The 15,645-nt window shown below is 42.1% G+C and carries 13 protein-coding genes; 12 read left to right on the top strand and 1 reads right to left on the bottom strand.

The annotated features are described in order from the left end of the window. Positions 1–18 precede the first annotated feature (18 nt). From HCJ54_RS00925 to htpX, 6 genes are all read left to right on the top strand, one after another. Entirely contained in the window at positions 19–1,080 is a 1,062-nt protein-coding gene (locus tag HCJ54_RS00925; protein WP_222712937.1) for a glycosyltransferase family 4 protein, read from the top strand. Between the two features lie 438 nt (positions 1,081–1,518). Continuing rightward, positions 1,519–2,388, top strand: coding sequence for an Ig-like domain-containing protein (locus tag HCJ54_RS00920; protein WP_187136286.1), 870 nt, complete (start codon positions 1,519–1,521; stop codon positions 2,386–2,388). Between the two features lie 311 nt (positions 2,389–2,699). Then, positions 2,700–3,608: a peptidase U32 family protein gene (locus HCJ54_RS00915; protein ID WP_187136285.1), complete on the top strand. Its 909-nt coding sequence runs from the start codon at positions 2,700–2,702 to the stop codon at positions 3,606–3,608. Between the two features lie 13 nt (positions 3,609–3,621). After that, a complete protein-coding gene (locus tag HCJ54_RS00910; RefSeq protein ID WP_187136284.1) occupies positions 3,622–4,887 on the top strand; it encodes a peptidase U32 family protein in 1,266 nt (421 codons plus the stop codon). Positions 4,888–5,097: 210 nt separating this feature from the next. Continuing rightward, a complete protein-coding gene (locus HCJ54_RS00905) occupies positions 5,098–5,655 on the top strand; it encodes a LemA family protein (RefSeq protein ID WP_036064060.1) in 558 nt (185 codons plus the stop codon). Positions 5,656–5,678: 23 nt separating this feature from the next. Then, positions 5,679–6,605, top strand: coding sequence for a zinc metalloprotease HtpX (gene htpX, locus HCJ54_RS00900; RefSeq protein ID WP_036064063.1), 927 nt, complete (start codon positions 5,679–5,681; stop codon positions 6,603–6,605). Between the two features lie 337 nt (positions 6,606–6,942). Here the strand turns inward: htpX and HCJ54_RS00895 are convergent, their stop codons facing one another. Continuing rightward, positions 6,943–7,950 (bottom strand): LacI family DNA-binding transcriptional regulator, encoded by a 1,008-nt coding sequence (locus tag HCJ54_RS00895; protein ID WP_187136283.1) that lies wholly within the window; start codon positions 7,948–7,950, stop codon positions 6,943–6,945. Between the two features lie 210 nt (positions 7,951–8,160). Here HCJ54_RS00895 and HCJ54_RS00890 point away from each other — a divergent pair, with 210 nt between their 5' ends. Genes HCJ54_RS00890 through HCJ54_RS00865 form a run of 6 tightly spaced genes read left to right on the top strand, consistent with a single transcriptional unit; the run spans position 8,161 to position 15,614 of the window. Next, positions 8,161–9,108: a sugar kinase gene (locus HCJ54_RS00890; RefSeq protein WP_187136282.1), complete on the top strand. Its 948-nt coding sequence runs from the start codon at positions 8,161–8,163 to the stop codon at positions 9,106–9,108. Between the two features lie 56 nt (positions 9,109–9,164). Beyond that, positions 9,165–9,800: a bifunctional 4-hydroxy-2-oxoglutarate aldolase/2-dehydro-3-deoxy-phosphogluconate aldolase gene (locus HCJ54_RS00885; protein WP_187136281.1), complete on the top strand. Its 636-nt coding sequence runs from the start codon at positions 9,165–9,167 to the stop codon at positions 9,798–9,800. A 21-nt stretch (positions 9,801–9,821) separates the two neighbouring features. Next, positions 9,822–12,245, top strand: a complete 2,424-nt coding sequence (locus HCJ54_RS00880) for a glycoside hydrolase family 31 protein (protein ID WP_187136280.1) — start codon at positions 9,822–9,824, stop codon at positions 12,243–12,245. Next, the gene (uxaC, locus tag HCJ54_RS00875) at positions 12,242–13,648 is read left to right on the top strand and encodes a glucuronate isomerase (protein ID WP_187136279.1); all 1,407 of its coding nucleotides are present in this window, start codon (positions 12,242–12,244) and stop codon (positions 13,646–13,648) included. The genes HCJ54_RS00880 and uxaC overlap by 4 nt, the downstream gene beginning before the upstream one ends. Positions 13,649–13,690: 42 nt before the next feature. Further along, a complete protein-coding gene (gene uxuA / locus HCJ54_RS00870; protein WP_187136278.1) occupies positions 13,691–14,770 on the top strand; it encodes a mannonate dehydratase in 1,080 nt (359 codons plus the stop codon). Position 14,771: 1 nt separating this feature from the next. Beyond that, complete coding sequence (locus HCJ54_RS00865) at positions 14,772–15,614, top strand: SDR family oxidoreductase (protein WP_187136277.1); 843 nt, start codon at positions 14,772–14,774, stop codon at positions 15,612–15,614. Positions 15,615–15,645 lie beyond the last annotated feature (31 nt).

The raw sequence follows: 15,645 nt of genomic DNA, 5'->3' as shown, positions 1-15,645 counted from the left end.
GAGGGGAGTACGAGGATTATGTTGACCATTGTTTTAATATGTTTTTTAGCCTCGCTTCTGCTAACTCCTATTGTGAGACGAATTGTACTTAGATTTGATATTACGGATAAACCAGATAAGAGAAGAATTAATGTTGTACCGATACCGAGCCTTGGTGGAGTTGCAATTTTTGTAGCGTTTTTAATTGGTATGTTCTTGTTGCCAATCGATAAGACGTTGCTTTGGCCACTTGTCATCGGGGCGAGTGTGATTGCGATTACTGGCATGTTAGATGACATTTTGGAATTAAAGGCAAGGTATAAATTGCTTGGCCAAGTCGTTGCTGCGGGAATTATTGTGTTCTGGGGCGGGATTAATATTACGTTTATTAATCTGCCATTCGGTGGTGAGTGGCACTTTGGCTACCTTGCGATTCCGCTTACAATTGTTTGGATTGTAGCGATCACGAATGCGATTAATTTAATTGATGGTCTCGATGGTCTTGCTGCTGGGGTTTCCACGATTGCGCTACTAACGATTATGGGAATGGCATTTGTGATGGGAGACCCGCTCGTTATTATGATTACGGCGGTACTTGCAGCTGCGACGCTGGGATTCTTACCTTATAATTTCTACCCCGCTAAAATTTTCATGGGGGATACAGGCGCGCTGTTCCTTGGATTCGTGATCGCGATTCTGTCGCTCATGGGATTCAAAAATGTCACGTTTATTTCTCTCATTGTGCCAGTGCTGATTCTAGGTGTGCCGATTTTTGATACGATTTTGGCAATCATTAGACGGATTGTGCATCGGACACCGATTGCGATGGCGGATAAATCACATTTGCATCATAGTCTGATGAAACTTGGCTTTACACATCGTCAAACGGTTATTTTGATTTATGCGATTTCGGCGTTGTTCTCGCTGTTTGCTCTTATTTTTACAATGTCGACGTTTTGGGGCTCGTTCTTGCTGATCTTGGTGTTACTCGTGATTGTCGAGTTTTTCGTCGAGGTATTAGGACTTGTGAGCCAAAATTATAGGCCGATAATGCGGCTTTTAAGGCTGGAGCGGATTGAGGAGGAAGAGGAACAGGAATAATTTGGTTGCTAGGTTAGCCTTTTTTAATGTTTATATCAAATAGCACACCTCTAAGTTTTGGATGCTTGGTGTGCTTTTTTTGTGGACTATATTTTGGAATGAAAAGTAAGCGTTTTCTTATGTCGGTATAGGATTAAAAAAAACATTTTTATGTCACTTTCGCGTCATCCATAATGTGGTAAAATAGGGGTGTGAGGAGGCGGATCTGCTTACAAAAATATGAAGAAAATGGGGTGATTAATCTGAATGAGTGTGCAGAGAATACTGATCAAGTAATGACGGTTAATTATAATTTACTATCCATTTTTCCTGATTCAACCTTGGGGAAAGAACAGGAAGGCCTTACAGAACTTAGATAATAGCTTTCTTGCACTTGGCGTTAACAAAAAGAGATGTTAGTACCTATTTTTAAAACCAAACTCGAGAGGAATGATTATTTTGAGCAAGCAAACAAAAATGTTAGCAGTATTAGGGGTTATGCTATTAATTTTGATTGGTATATCTTTTAATACATCACATATTGTAGAGGCGGATTCTGATGGTAAAATGCCGCAAATCACAGGTTTCGCAGTCGATCCAATCAACAATGAAAGTACGACTATTACGGGATCAGGTATTCCTGGGACTGCTATCACTTATTATTTTGAAAGTGCTGATCCTAATTCCATAAGCAAGTACTTCTATGTCCCTAGTGGCGGTAAATTTAAAATAACGCTTCCAAAAACCTTAGACGAAGGAGATTGGGTTCACTTCTGGAGTGGCTATACTTCTAATACGAATGTTATGGTGGGACATGCTCATACTACTACTCCTATTGTAATAAAAACGCCTTATATTACGAATTTGACTGGTAAAATTTACGGGACAGGTGCTCCTGGAGGAACGATTTCTGTTTATCATACGGGGACGCTGTTGGGTTCTAGTACAGCCGATAACAAGGGTAATTTCGTCGTTCAAATTCCTACACCTACACCTACGGAGAACCCACCTGGTGACTATACACTGAGCTTTATTCAAAGAGAAAATGGGAAAATTACGGCTGCAGAACCAAGAATAAAGGATAATTTTTTACCATTAACATTATCTTTTTCTAGCCAGACTCCCCCAAATACAATTAACGGGAAAAGCTTGCCTAATCATACTATTCAGCTATTTGTCAATGGGAATTTCCATACTTTTACAACAAATAGTGATGGAACGTTCACCTATAAAAGCCCAGATATTATAGAGACGGGGTCTACGTCTATTGCTCTATTCCTTCTAGATGAATTTGGTCAGCCGATTTCGGTATATACAACTTTTATTTAGCGTTGTGTAACAATCCTTCTTTTAAAGTGCTCTAGCATATTAGATGCTGGGGGATATGGACTTGGTAGGATAAAGTAGAAATGAAGAAAATAAATGGAACTCCACAGCAAGGATATTTGTTAAAAAAATAAGTACGGTTCTAAGGGATGGTTTCTGTATGATACAGGAGCCATTTTTGTGATTCCGGCTGCGATGATTGAAAAAGGCGGAAGAAGGTTGTTATTATTTCGTTTTAAAATGCGCTTGATGCCTTGCTATATCTATGTTAATCTATTCAAGTAGGTTTTAAACATATCAAAGGAGAGATAAACATGAATATTATTGCCACGGCAGAGTCGGTTTTGCAAGCTGAATTGTTGTTGGGCGCAGGGGTAGACACGCTATACGTTGGGGGAAGTCGATTTGGACTGCGCATGCCGCAATCATTGTCGCTCGCCGATGTTAGTGAAGTTACGAACAAAGCGCACGAAGCAGAGAAAAAGGTCTTAGTGGCCGTGAATGCGTTGATGCATAATGAGCATCTGCACGATTTACCTGATTATTTACGTGAACTATCTAACATGAAGATCGACGCGATTACGGTAGGGGATCCGGGTGTTGTTTTTATGTTGCATGAAATGGAACTCGATTTACCGTTTATCTATGATGCGCAAACGTTTGTAACGAGCGCGGAACAGGTAGATTTTTGGGTGAAACAGGGTGCTGTGGGTGCTGTCATGGCGCGCGAGTTGACGCTGATTGAGCTTGAAGCGATTACGGAGAAAATGGATGTGCCGATTGAGGTGCAAGTGTATGGCCCAACGTGTATCCACCAGTCGAAGCGCAAACTCGTGACGAATTACCAAAACATTGTAGAGATAAAAGATGATACGTCGAAGGATCGCGGACTTTATTTGCGTGAGCCGAACGACGCGGATAGCCAGTTGCCAATCTATGAGGATGAGAACGGGACGCATATTTTTTCGACGGAAGATTTGTCGCTGATGCCTTATTTGGAACGGGTGTATAATGCGGGGCTCCGAACTTGGAAATTGGACGGTGTCTTGTTGCCAGGCGCGGATTTTGTCGCGATTGTGGCACTATTTGTGAAGGCGAAAGAGGCGCTGATTGCCGGGGATTTTGTGGCGGAAACATTTGTGAACCGTTTAGCAAAGTTGCAGCCGGAGACGCGTGTACTTGGAACCGGATTCTTTTTGAAACAACCAGACGAGGTAAAATGAGGAGGGCATAACAATGACTGGAAGAAAAATAGTGAAGAAGCCGGAAGTTTTAGCACCGGCGGGAAATTTAGAGAAGTTAAAAATTGCGATTCGCTACGGTGCGGACGCTGTATATATTGGTGGACAGGCTTTTGGACTTCGCTCGCGTGCAGGGAATTTCTCGTATGAAGAAATGCAAGAAGGTGTGGCATTTGCGCACGCGCGCGATGCGAAAGTGTATGTGGCGGCGAATATGGTCGCGCATGACGGGGACACAGAAGGTGCTGGTGAATTTTTCCGGACGCTTCGTGACATTGGGATTGATGCAGTGATCGTGTCGGATCCAGCGCTAATTAGTATTTGTTTTGCGGATGCGCCAGGTTTGCCGGTTCATTTGTCGACGCAGGCTTCGGCAACGAATTATAAGACCCTTGAATTCTGGAAGCAACAGGGCTTGGAGCGCGTGGTTTTGGCGCGTGAAGTCAGCATGAGTGAGATTCAGGAAATCGGTCAACATACGGATGTCGAGATGGAGGCGTTCATTCACGGCGCGATGTGTATTTCGTATTCTGGTCGTTGCACGCTGTCGAACCATATGGCGAATCGGGACGCGAATCGTGGCGGTTGTGCGCAAAGCTGCCGATGGAAGTATGACCTTTTTGAAATCGATAATGGCGTGCCGCGTAACTTGGTGGAGGAGGATGAAGAGCCATTTTCGATGAGCGCAGTGGATCTTTCGATGATTCGCTTTATTCCTGACATGGTGGAAGCCGGTGTTGATAGCCTCAAAATTGAAGGTCGGATGAAGTCGATTCATTATGTTTCGACGGTGGCAAGTGTGTATCGGAAAGTCGTGGATGCCTATTGTGCCGATCCTGATAATTTCGTGTTTGACCCGGCATGGGAAGCTGAACTTTGGAAAGTAGCCCAGCGCGAGTTATCGACGGGATTCTTCTACCAAGAACCAACTGAAGACGAGCAATTATTTGGCAAAACTCGCAAAATTCCGCAATACGCGTTCGCAGCACAAGTATTAGATTATGATCCAACAACAAAAATCGCGACGCTTCAACAGCGAAACAATTTTGGCATCGGTGAAGAAATTGAATTTTACGGTCCAGGAGAAGTAGGGTTTAAACAAATCGTGAAAGATCTTTGGGATGAACATGACAAGCCAATTGAGCGCGCACCAAACGCGATGATGACAGTAAAAATGACGGTGGACCATCCAGTAGAAGCATTTTATTTCATGCGCAAGAAAAAAGAAGAACGGGTAGCCAAAAAACGAGTCAAAGCCTAAAAAAATTATGTTTTTACGCAAGGCGCCTCATACCACTAAACATCAGCGGGCCGGCAAAAGCGAGTACCAGGGCGGAGCATACTAGAGTATGTGAGCACTGGAACAGAGCTTTTAACGACGGAGGTGAGCGTTTGCCGGCCCGCTGAATGATTGTGATTCCTTAGAAACGCTGTTATAATGAAAACAAACGAGAAAAGGAGTTGTATGAACATGATAGGATGGATTATTGCTATCGCGGTTGTTGTCATACTCGTCTTGATTTATTTCGGACTGTATAACAGCCTTGTCAAATATCGCAACAGAGTAGAAGAAACGTGGGCACAGATTGATGTGCAACTGAAACGTCGCTTTGATTTAATTCCCAATTTAATCGAAACGGTCAAGGGTTACGCTGCACACGAGAAAGAAACACTCGCAAAAGTGGTGGAAGCTCGTAATATGATGACGCAAGCTCCAGCAGATGGTCGCGGCGAACAAATGGAAGCAGATAATATGCTAACAGGCGCGCTGAAATCCGTTTTTGCGTTGGCAGAGTCTTACCCAGATTTAAAAGCGAACACGTCATTTATCGAGTTGCAACATGAACTCGCAACAACAGAGAACAAAGTGGCTTATTCACGCCAACTGTACAACACAACAGTGATGACGTATAACACAAAAATTGAATCTGTACCGTCTAACATCGTTGCAAAAATGGGCGGGTTCACGAAACGCGACATGCTTGCAACACCAGAAGAAGAAAAAGTGGTTCCAAAAGTTCAATTCTAAAACACTGAAAGGAAGAATGCGCCATGTTATTTGAACAAATAGCGGCTAATAAGCGTAAGACAGTGTTCATTGTTTTAGGATTCTTCATTTTTGTGATGCTAGTCGGTTGTGCGATTGGGATTTTGGTCTATAATAATTACCTGAACGGCTTGATTATGGCAGCTGTCATCGGTGCTATTTATATTGCGATCATGATTTTTTCCAGTTCGAAGGTCGTTATGACGATGAATCGGGCGAAGGAAGTCACGTCTAAAGATCAGGAACCAGTACTTTGGGATACAGTAGAAAGTATGGCGATGGTAGCAGGTATTCCGATGCCGAAAGTCTACATTGTCGAAGATCCGAGTCCCAATGCTTTTGCTACGGGAATTTCGCCTGAAAAAGGTGCTGTTGCGGTGACACGAGGTCTGCTGAATAAGTTGGAGCGCTATGAGCTAGAAGGCGTTATCGCTCATGAAGTGGCACATATTCGTAACTACGATATTCGACTTTCTACAATTGCGATTGCCCTCGTTGCTGTCGTTGCGATTCTATCCGATTTAGCGATGCGCATGCTCTTCTGGGGTAGCATCACTGGTGGGAACAATAATCGGAAAAGTAACGATAACAATGGCGGTGGTGGTGCACAAGCTATTATCTATATTGTTGCCCTTGTCTTTGTTATCTTGGCGCCAATTATTGCGACGGCGATTCAATTCGCGCTTAGCCGTAACCGTGAGTATTTGGCGGATGCCACAGCGATTGAACTGACGCGTAACCCCCAAGGTTTGGCAGATGCCCTTCGCAAAATTGGTGGCGATACAACAAAAATGAAGCAACCGAGTGCTGCTTCTGAATCGATTTACTTCACGACCCCGTCAAAAGGTGAGAAGAAGAAAAAAGAGAAGGCAGGAATGTTTGATTCCCATCCGCCTATAGCAAGTCGAATTGAGCGTTTAGAACACATGTAAACACTGGCACGAAAAAAAGAGTAAGCGACTAATAAACAGTCGCTTACTCTTTTTTTGCTACAGAACCTAAAAAAACGACCAGCTAGGGGAGGCTGGTCGAAAAAAGGAGTTTGTCAAGGGACAACACAATTAGAAAAAGGGGGGTAAAACTAATTGCTGTCCTTGCTTTACATTCTCTATATTAAAGCATGTGCATGAAAATACCGCATTATTTTGATGAAAGTTTGATTAGAATTAACAAAGAAAGAAAAGGTATTAAAATAAGACGTGTGATGAAAAAAATATGTTTCATGTTAGAAAATCGAGCTACACCAAACGTCCTGCCTTAGAACTGATTTTAAGAAGAATCTCTTTTCTTTAATTCAGGCGCGAAACGATAGAGCTCAGGGTCTTTTTTTTCTTTGTTTTGTAGGCGATTCAAAATAATTTCGGCTACTTTTAGTCCCATTTTTTCTGTTGGTTGCGCAATTGTTGTTAAGCTAGGCTGATAAATATCTGCATAGGAAACATCATCAATGCCAATTACCGCTACGTCTGAGGGGATTGTCAGTTTTTGAACTTTTAAAAAATGCAAAATCTCGCGTAAAATAAGATCATTCCCTGCAATAAGCGCATTTGGTCTATCTGCTAATTGGAATATTTTTGTTAAGCCAGCCTGCAATGTATGTAATTCATCTGAGTAGATATAGTCCGGATTGAAAGGGATTTTGCAAGCAGTTAAGGCAGTCTTATATCCTTCAATTCGTTCAATCCGAGGAGAAATAGCAGATCTTGTTGGTAGTGTTAGCATGGCAATTTTGTTATGACCGCTAGCAGCAAGTGTCGAAACAGCAAGTGACGCCGCCATTTGGTTATCTAGCAGGATCGTATCAACAGAAAGGCCGTCGACAATCCGATCAATGAATACAACAGGTATCTCTTCTTTCAGTATTTGGCGGTAAATAGTTGCATTCGTTTCAGTTGGAAAAATGATGAGACCGTCTACTTTACGAGAAAGTAAGGCGCGAATATGATGCTCTTCTTTTTGTGGATTATCATCGGCATTGCAAATAATGACGTATATGTCTTGGGCTTCTAGCGCGTTTTCAATAATTCGAATCATTTCTGTTGAGAAGGCATGGCGAATGTTTGCCACCACAATACCGACGATAGTTGTCTTTTTATTTTTTAAATTGCGGGCAGATTCATTTGGATGGAAATTAAGCTCATGAATGATTTGTTCAATATTTTCGCGGGTACTTTGACTCATATATTCGTAGCGCTTATTTAAGTATTGCGAGACGGTGCTTTTAGAAACGCCTGCTTTTTTCGCCACATCGTCAATCGTTATGCTCTTTTTTTTCATAGCATCTACTCCTCTCTTAATAAAGCTCACTACCCATTAGTATACTTTGTTTTTCAGTAAAGTGCCATTGAACTGCTGTTCGTTACGGAAAAGTGATACATGTGAGAAAATGAAAAATATTTACTATTTCTGTTGCACTAACGCATATAATCTGGTAAAATCACTTCATAAACCGGTTTAGTAATTGTAGAAAAGTAGGTGTTTGTTATTTTGGATGTTATCACATTAGGGGATGCGTTAATTTCGATGTATCCAATGAAGGAAGGAGCTTTACGTCTTTGTCCTCAATTTGAAAGAAAGGCTGGCGGTGCGGAGTTAAATTTTGCTATCGGTTGCGCCCGTTTAGGCGTGAAACCAGGTTGGATTAGCAAGCTAGGCAATGATGATTTTGGTCGCTATATCTTTTCGTTTGCTAGAGGAGAAGGTGTGGATGTGACGCATGTCGAGTTCGTTAATGGCTATTCGACTTCTGTCTATTTTCGTGAAGTGCTTTCTGATGGTTCGAGTAAGTCATTTTACTATCGGGAGAACTCTCCTACAGAAGCCTTGTCAGAGTCCGATTTTGAAAGCGCTTATTTTCGCGGGGCAAAGGTTTTGCATATTACAGGCGTTTTTCCATCGATTCATCAGCATAATCAAGAAATGGTCCAATATGCGATTAAACTAGCGAAACAGCATGGTTTGCTTATTTCATTCGATCCAAATATTCGTTTGAAAATGTGGACGATGAAGGAAGCCAAGGCCTTTATTGAATCGATTTTGCCTGATGTCGATATTTTACTGACAGGTGAAGAAGAGGCGGAGATGCTACTTGGTAAGATGCCACTACACGATTATTTAGCAGGGTTTCATCAGTATGGTGTGCAGCAAGTCGTTATCAAAAGGGGCGCAGAAGGTGCGATTGGTTCTGATCAGCAAACGATTTTTGACGTAGCAGCGGTTCAGCCAAGGGCGGTAGTTGATACGGTTGGCGCTGGAGATGGATTTGATGCCGGATTTATTTCGTCATTATTAAAAGGTCAGTCTTTCGAACAGGCGCTAAACTTTGCCAATGCAGTGGGTTCGATGGTTGTTAGTGTAAAAGGAGATAACGAAGGTTTGCCTTATTATGAGGAGGTACAAGCTGTTTTAGGTGAGTTAGAAATGGTAGATCGCTAATCTACCCTCAAAAATGAGCAAGTGAATGATAGACATAAAGTATAGGGGGAATTTGTATGCTAGATGTACAGGAACGTTTAGTACGTGAAAAAATTGTTGTCGTTGTTAGGACGGATAGTTTTGAAGAAGCAAAGCAGATTAGTGAGACAATGATTGAAGTTGGCATCAAAATGATTGAAATTACGATGACAGTACCAGAAGCACCGACACTTATTGATATGTTGAAAAATAAATACCAGGCAGATGTGCTCGTGGGCGCTGGGACGATTATTACGGAAGAGGAGGCAACAGATTGTTTTAATCATCAGGCAGATTTTCTTGTCTCACCTTACTTGATTGAAGAAGTCGCAGAAGCTGGGCAAACACTCGGAATTCCTGTTTTTTCAGGGGCAATGTCAATGAAAGAAGTGGCAGCTACACAAAAATATCAGAGCAGTTTAGTGAAAATATTCCCTGCTAACATCGTTGGAGCACCATTTTTGAAAGCGGTTAAATCAGTTATCCCATCCGTGCAGTTAATGCCAACAGGAGGCGTGAATGAGAAAAATATACTGGATTGGTTTCAGGCTGGAGCAGATTGCGTAGGTATTGGTAGTGATTTAGTGCGTATTTATCGAAAAGATGGTGTAACCGGCTTGAAAGCATATGGTCAGCAACTTCAAGAAATTTTAGCTAGCGCCACGCATGAATAAATAAAGAGGGATGTGAATAATTTGTCTATAAAAAATAGTTATTTATTTCAGTTAACAGAGGAGAAGGATAATTGTCTCGTATTTAAGCTACCTGAAGAAAATATAGATGCACGTTGTTATGTTTTAGAAGAGGATATCGTGCGGGTGTTTGTCACAAAAGGCGAACAGCCAAAAATAGATAAAACGTGGCTAGTCGCACCAGGCTTAGAGGACGTCCCATTTAACGGACGAGATCGCCTAGATACAAGCTTATTTTCTTTACCAGCGTATAAAACGGAGCAAGGGGCAGACCATTTTTACATCGAAACGGCGAGGATGAAAGTAGCGATTCGTTTAGAGGGTTTCCAAATCACTTGGTATGCGCGTGATGAGCAAAGTGGTGAATTCAGACAATTTGCTCAGGATCGGGCGACACAGGCCTACAATTTTGATGGATCGCTAGGTGAAGGCATCTATCATTATTTGGCAAGAGATCGCCGGGAGCAGTATTACGGTCTTGGAGAGAAAAGTGGGGAAATGAATCGTCACGGAAGACGCTACCGGATGCATAGTTTAGACCCAATGGGCTATGATGCGGAAACGACGGATCCTTTGTATAAGCATATCCCGTATTATTTGACTTACCAGCCCGAAACAAAAATTTCCTTTGGGATTTTCTATGACAACATGTCACAGTCTACTTTTGATATGGGGAATGAAATGGATAATTATCATGGTTTGTATCGCTATTATCAAGCCGTTGACGGTGATTTAGATTATTATATTATCCTTGGACCAGATATGAAACAAGTGGTTGAGAAATTTTCATGGCTCACAGGCCAAACAATTTTTGCGCCAAGATGGAGCCTCGGTTATTCGGGCTCAACGATGACGTATACGGATGCACCAGATGCGCAAGTACAGTTACATAAGTTTCTTGCGTTATGCGAAGAACACGATATCATTTGTGATTCTTTCCAACTATCATCGGGCTATACATCGATTGAAGATAAGCGTTATGTCTTCCATTGGAATAAAGATAAATTCCCAGAACCAGAGCAGCTTTTTCAAACGTTCCATGACAAGGGCGTTCGACTTTGTGCGAACATTAAACCGTGTTTGCTAACGGATCACCCAAAGTATCAAGCGTTAGCTGAAGCAAATATGTTTATCCAAGATGCCACAGGAACAGCGGAGGAGAAAGCCCAATTTTGGGATGAAACTGGTGCCTACTTAGACTTTACGAATGAAAAGACGATCGCATGGTGGAAAGAGCAAGTAACAGAACAGCTTTTAAAATTAAATATTGATTCTACTTGGAATGATAATAACGAGTTCGAGATTTGGACGAAAGACGCTAAGTGTAACGGTTTTGGCGCGGGGATTGATTTTGAACTGGTTCGAGCTATTCAGCCGTTATTAATGATGAAGGCATCGTATGAAGCACAGAAGGAGTATGCGCCCCATTTGCGCCCTTATCTCATCTCTCGTTCGGGCTGTCCTGGTATGCAACGCTATGTACAAACTTGGTCAGGAGATAATTATACCGAGTGGAAAGCCCTTAAATACAATATCAAAATGGGATTAGGCTTAAGTTTATCTGGTATTTATAATATTGGTCATGATGTTGGTGGCTTCGCTGGCCCTGCACCGGAACCAGAATTATTAGTTCGCTGGGTGCAAAATGGGATATTCCATCCACGTTTCACGATTCATTCTTGGAATTCAGATCAAACTGTCAATGTGCCGTGGATGTATCCAGAAGTAGCGGAAGATATTAAACATTTAATCAAGTTTCGCTACCAGTTGACACCGTATTTATATAATGCCCTTTATGAAGCACACGCGTATTATCGCCCGATTATTCGTCCAGTCTTCTATGAATTTGGTGGAGATGAAAAAACATTTGAGCCAAGTGATGACTTTCTATTAGGTGACGCGATGTTAGTGGCTTCCGTTGTAGACAAAGGTGCGACGACAAGGCAAGTCTATTTACCAGAATGTGTAGATGGCTGGTATGACTATCATACTGAAAATTGGTATGAAGGCGGTCAAACAGTCCTATTACCAGCGCCTTTTGATAAACCACCTTTACTTGTAAAAGCTGGCAGTATGATTCCGATGAACGATGATCAAGTGACGTTTGCGACAAGAAAAGAAACGAGAGGGATGAAGCTGTTTCCTCACGCGCTTGAGGGTCAAAGTGAGTATACGTTATTTGAAGACGATGGTGTCTCTGTTATTTCTGATACAAGTTGTGCGAAAATTCATTTTGTACTCACAGTTGCGACGAATCAAATCGATGTGCGTGTAACGAAAACAGGCGGCTATCAACTACCGTACGAGCAAATGAACTTTTATTTACCGGCGAATGAAAAAAGACCACTCTTTGTTAATGGGAAAAAATTGGAGTCACAAGCTGGCCGTTTTTGTTTTCTTGTATCCGAATGTGAGGAAGGCGCATGATGCATTTTATGGATGAGCAATTTCTATTAGATTCAGATAGCGCCAAAATCTTATACCATGACTACGCGAAAAAGATGCCAATCTATGATTACCACTGTCATCTGAGCCCAAAGGAAATTGCAGAGAATAAGCCCTTTGATACCATCACTCAAATTTGGTTAGCGGGTGACCATTATAAGTGGCGAGCGATGCGTAGTTTCGGTGTCGACGAACGATTGATTACAGGTGATGCGAGCGATAAAGAAAAATTCCGAGCTTGGATAGAAACATTACCGTATACGATAGGGAATCCGCTGTATCACTGGTCACATATGGAATTGAAACGTTATTTTAATTTTGACGGTGTTGTTCAGGCGGCTGATTGGGAGTTTTTATGGAATCACTGTCAAGAGCAATTGCAATTCGAGGATCTTCGCCCGCAAAGCATTATTCAGCGCAGCCAAGTGAAAGTGATTTGTACAACGGATGATCCCGTTGATTCCCTCCAATACCACAAGCAAATGGCGGATAATAAAGCGATCGAAGCAAAAGTACTACCAACATTCCGTCCGGATCGGGCTTTGGAAATTAACAAACCGACATTCCAATTGTTCGTGGAAGAACTTGGTGCGGTATCAAACAGGGAGATAACGGAACTTCCAGATTTTTTACAGGCATTAGAGAACCGTGTTCAATATTTTCATGAAGTTGGTTGCCGCGTTGCTGATCATGGTTTTGAGTTTCTCTTTTACGAAACGGTCACTTTGACGGAGGCGAGTACGCTATTTGCAAAAGCTTGTGATGGAAAGGTATTGAACATCGTGGAAGAAAAGCAGTATAAGACGTTCTTACTACAATTTTTAGCAGCGCAATATAGCGAGTTAGGCTGGGTGATGCAATGGCATATTGGTGCGATTCGTAATAACAACACGAAACGTTTTAACGAATTGGGCCCAGATAGTGGGTTCGATTCGATCAATGATTTTCCATTAGCGAAACCGTTGAATCAGCTTTTAAATAGTTTAGAAAGGAAGGATTGCTTACCGAAAACGATTATTTATACGTTAAATCCGAATCACAACGATTTAATTGCCAGCACAATTGGAAACTTCCAAGCAAGCGGGCAAAAAGGCAAAATACAGTTCGGCTCTGGTTGGTGGTATAACGATAAAAAAACAGGCATGATGCAGCAGATGACAGCCTTGGCGGAAGCTGGATTAATTAGTACGTTCGTTGGGATGTTGACGGATTCACGGAGTTTCTTATCCTATACGCGACATGAGTATTTCAGGCGCATTCTTTGTCAGCTCATTGGCGGCTGGATGGAAGCTGGTGAAGTCCCTCGAGATTACGAGTTTGTCGGTCAAATGGTACAAGATATCTCGTTTTATAACGCGAAAAATTATTTTCAAATAGAGCTGTAATGGCTGAGGAATTGAAAGAGGAACAGGAGTGAAGTAAACAAGATGGAAATGTCATTTCGATGGTATGGGGATAGTGACCCAATTTCACTAGATTATATACGACAGATTCCAGGAATGAAAGGAATTGTGTCTGCGATTTACGATGTGCCAGTTGGCGAAGTTTGGTCCGTCGAAAAAATTCAAGCGCTAGTGGATAAAATAACAAGTAAAGGCCTTGTGTTATCAGTGATTGAAAGTGTACCAGTGCACGAGCATATTAAACTAGGTTTGCCAACGAGAGAGCGCTATATTGAAAACTATCAACAAACGATTCGTAATCTGGCAAGCTGTGGTATTAAAACCATTTGTTATAATTTTATGCCTGTATTTGATTGGACCAGATCTTCCTTAGATTATCCGTTACCAGATGGATCAACTTGTCTTAGCTATGAAAAAGCAATCGTTGAAAAAATGGACCCACTTCAAGGCGAGCTGAGTCTACCAGGTTGGGATGAAAGCTATCGCAAAGAAGATTTGGAAATACTATTTGATCAGTATCGTTTCGTGGATGAGGAGCAACTATGGGAAAATCTCACTTACTTTATTAAGAAAATCATTCCTGTTGCGGAAGAAGTAGACGTAAAAATGGCGATTCATCCAGATGATCCACCATGGTCGATTTTTGGGCTACCTCGTATTATCACGAATAAAGAAAATTTAACGCGCTTCATAAATATCGTGGATAGCGCTCACAATGGGCTTTGCTTTTGTACGGGTTCTCTGGGAGCGAGTCCGACCAACGACTTACCAGAAATGATTCGCTATTTTGGGAAGAAGCAGAGAATTCATTTTATGCATGCACGTAATATTAAGCGCACTGGTGACCAAGATTTTCAGGAATCCGCGCACATGTCTGCTTATGGATCGATTGATATGTATGAAATTATTAAGGCACTATCAGATATCGACTTTGCAGGTCCGATTCGGCCAGACCACGGCAGAATGATTTGGGGAGAAACTGGGAAACCAGGATACGGGCTATATGACCGCGCACTAGGAGCCGTTTACCTCGGAGGGCTTTGGGAGGCTGTTAGAAAAAAGAACGATGCAAATTCCAAAATTTCAACATATATGGAGGCATAAAATGAGCCAAGCAAATTTAAAAAATAAAGTGGTTGTCATTACTGGTGGATCGGGTGTTCTAGGTGTTTCTTTTTCAAAGCGAATGGCAGCGCGTGGGGCAAAAGTTGTGATTCTCTGTCGCGATTTAGTGAAGGGTGATGCTGTGACAAAAGAAATACAAGCATCCGGTGGACAAGCCATGTGTTTAGCAGCTGACGTACTCGAACGAGCGAGTTTGGAGGCGGCCCATAAGCAAGTCTTGGAAGTATTCGGACCTTGCGACATTTTAATTAACGGGGCTGGTGGTAATCACCCAGATGGTACGACTTCTAAAGAATATTTTGCTGCAGAAGATTTGCACGATGCAACGCTAAAAACGTTTTTTGACTTGAAGGAAATGGGGGTTGAATCCGTCTTTCATTTGAATTATATGGGGACATTGTTGCCGACACAAGTATTTGCTAAAGACATGATTGGGAGAGCCGGTTGTTCGATCATCAATATTTCTTCCATGAATGCTGATACACCGTTAACGAAAATTCCTGCATACAGCGGCGCAAAAGCAGCGATTAGTAATTTTACGAAATGGTTAGCGGTGCATATGTCAAAGGTCGGTATTCGTGTCAACGCCATTGCCCCAGGTTTCTTTCTAACCACGCAAAATGAAAAAATGCTCATTGCGGAGGATGGTCAGCTAACGGATCGGGCGGAAAAAATTATTAGCCATACGCCGCTTGAGCGCTTTGGTGAACCAGAGGAACTTCTAGGAACGCTTGAGTTTTTAGCGAATGAGGAAGCATCTGGTTTTATAACGGGCATAGTTATTCCAGTAGATGGCGGATTTTCAGCATATTCCGGTGTTTAACGGACACATCAAAATAAAGGGGAGTTATGAA

Source organism: Listeria grandensis (assembly GCF_014322885.1).
Taxonomy (GTDB): domain Bacteria; phylum Bacillota; class Bacilli; order Lactobacillales; family Listeriaceae; genus Listeria_A; species Listeria_A grandensis.
The sequence above is the reverse complement of the archived record's forward strand: the minus strand, read 5'-3'. Positions and strand labels throughout refer to the sequence as shown.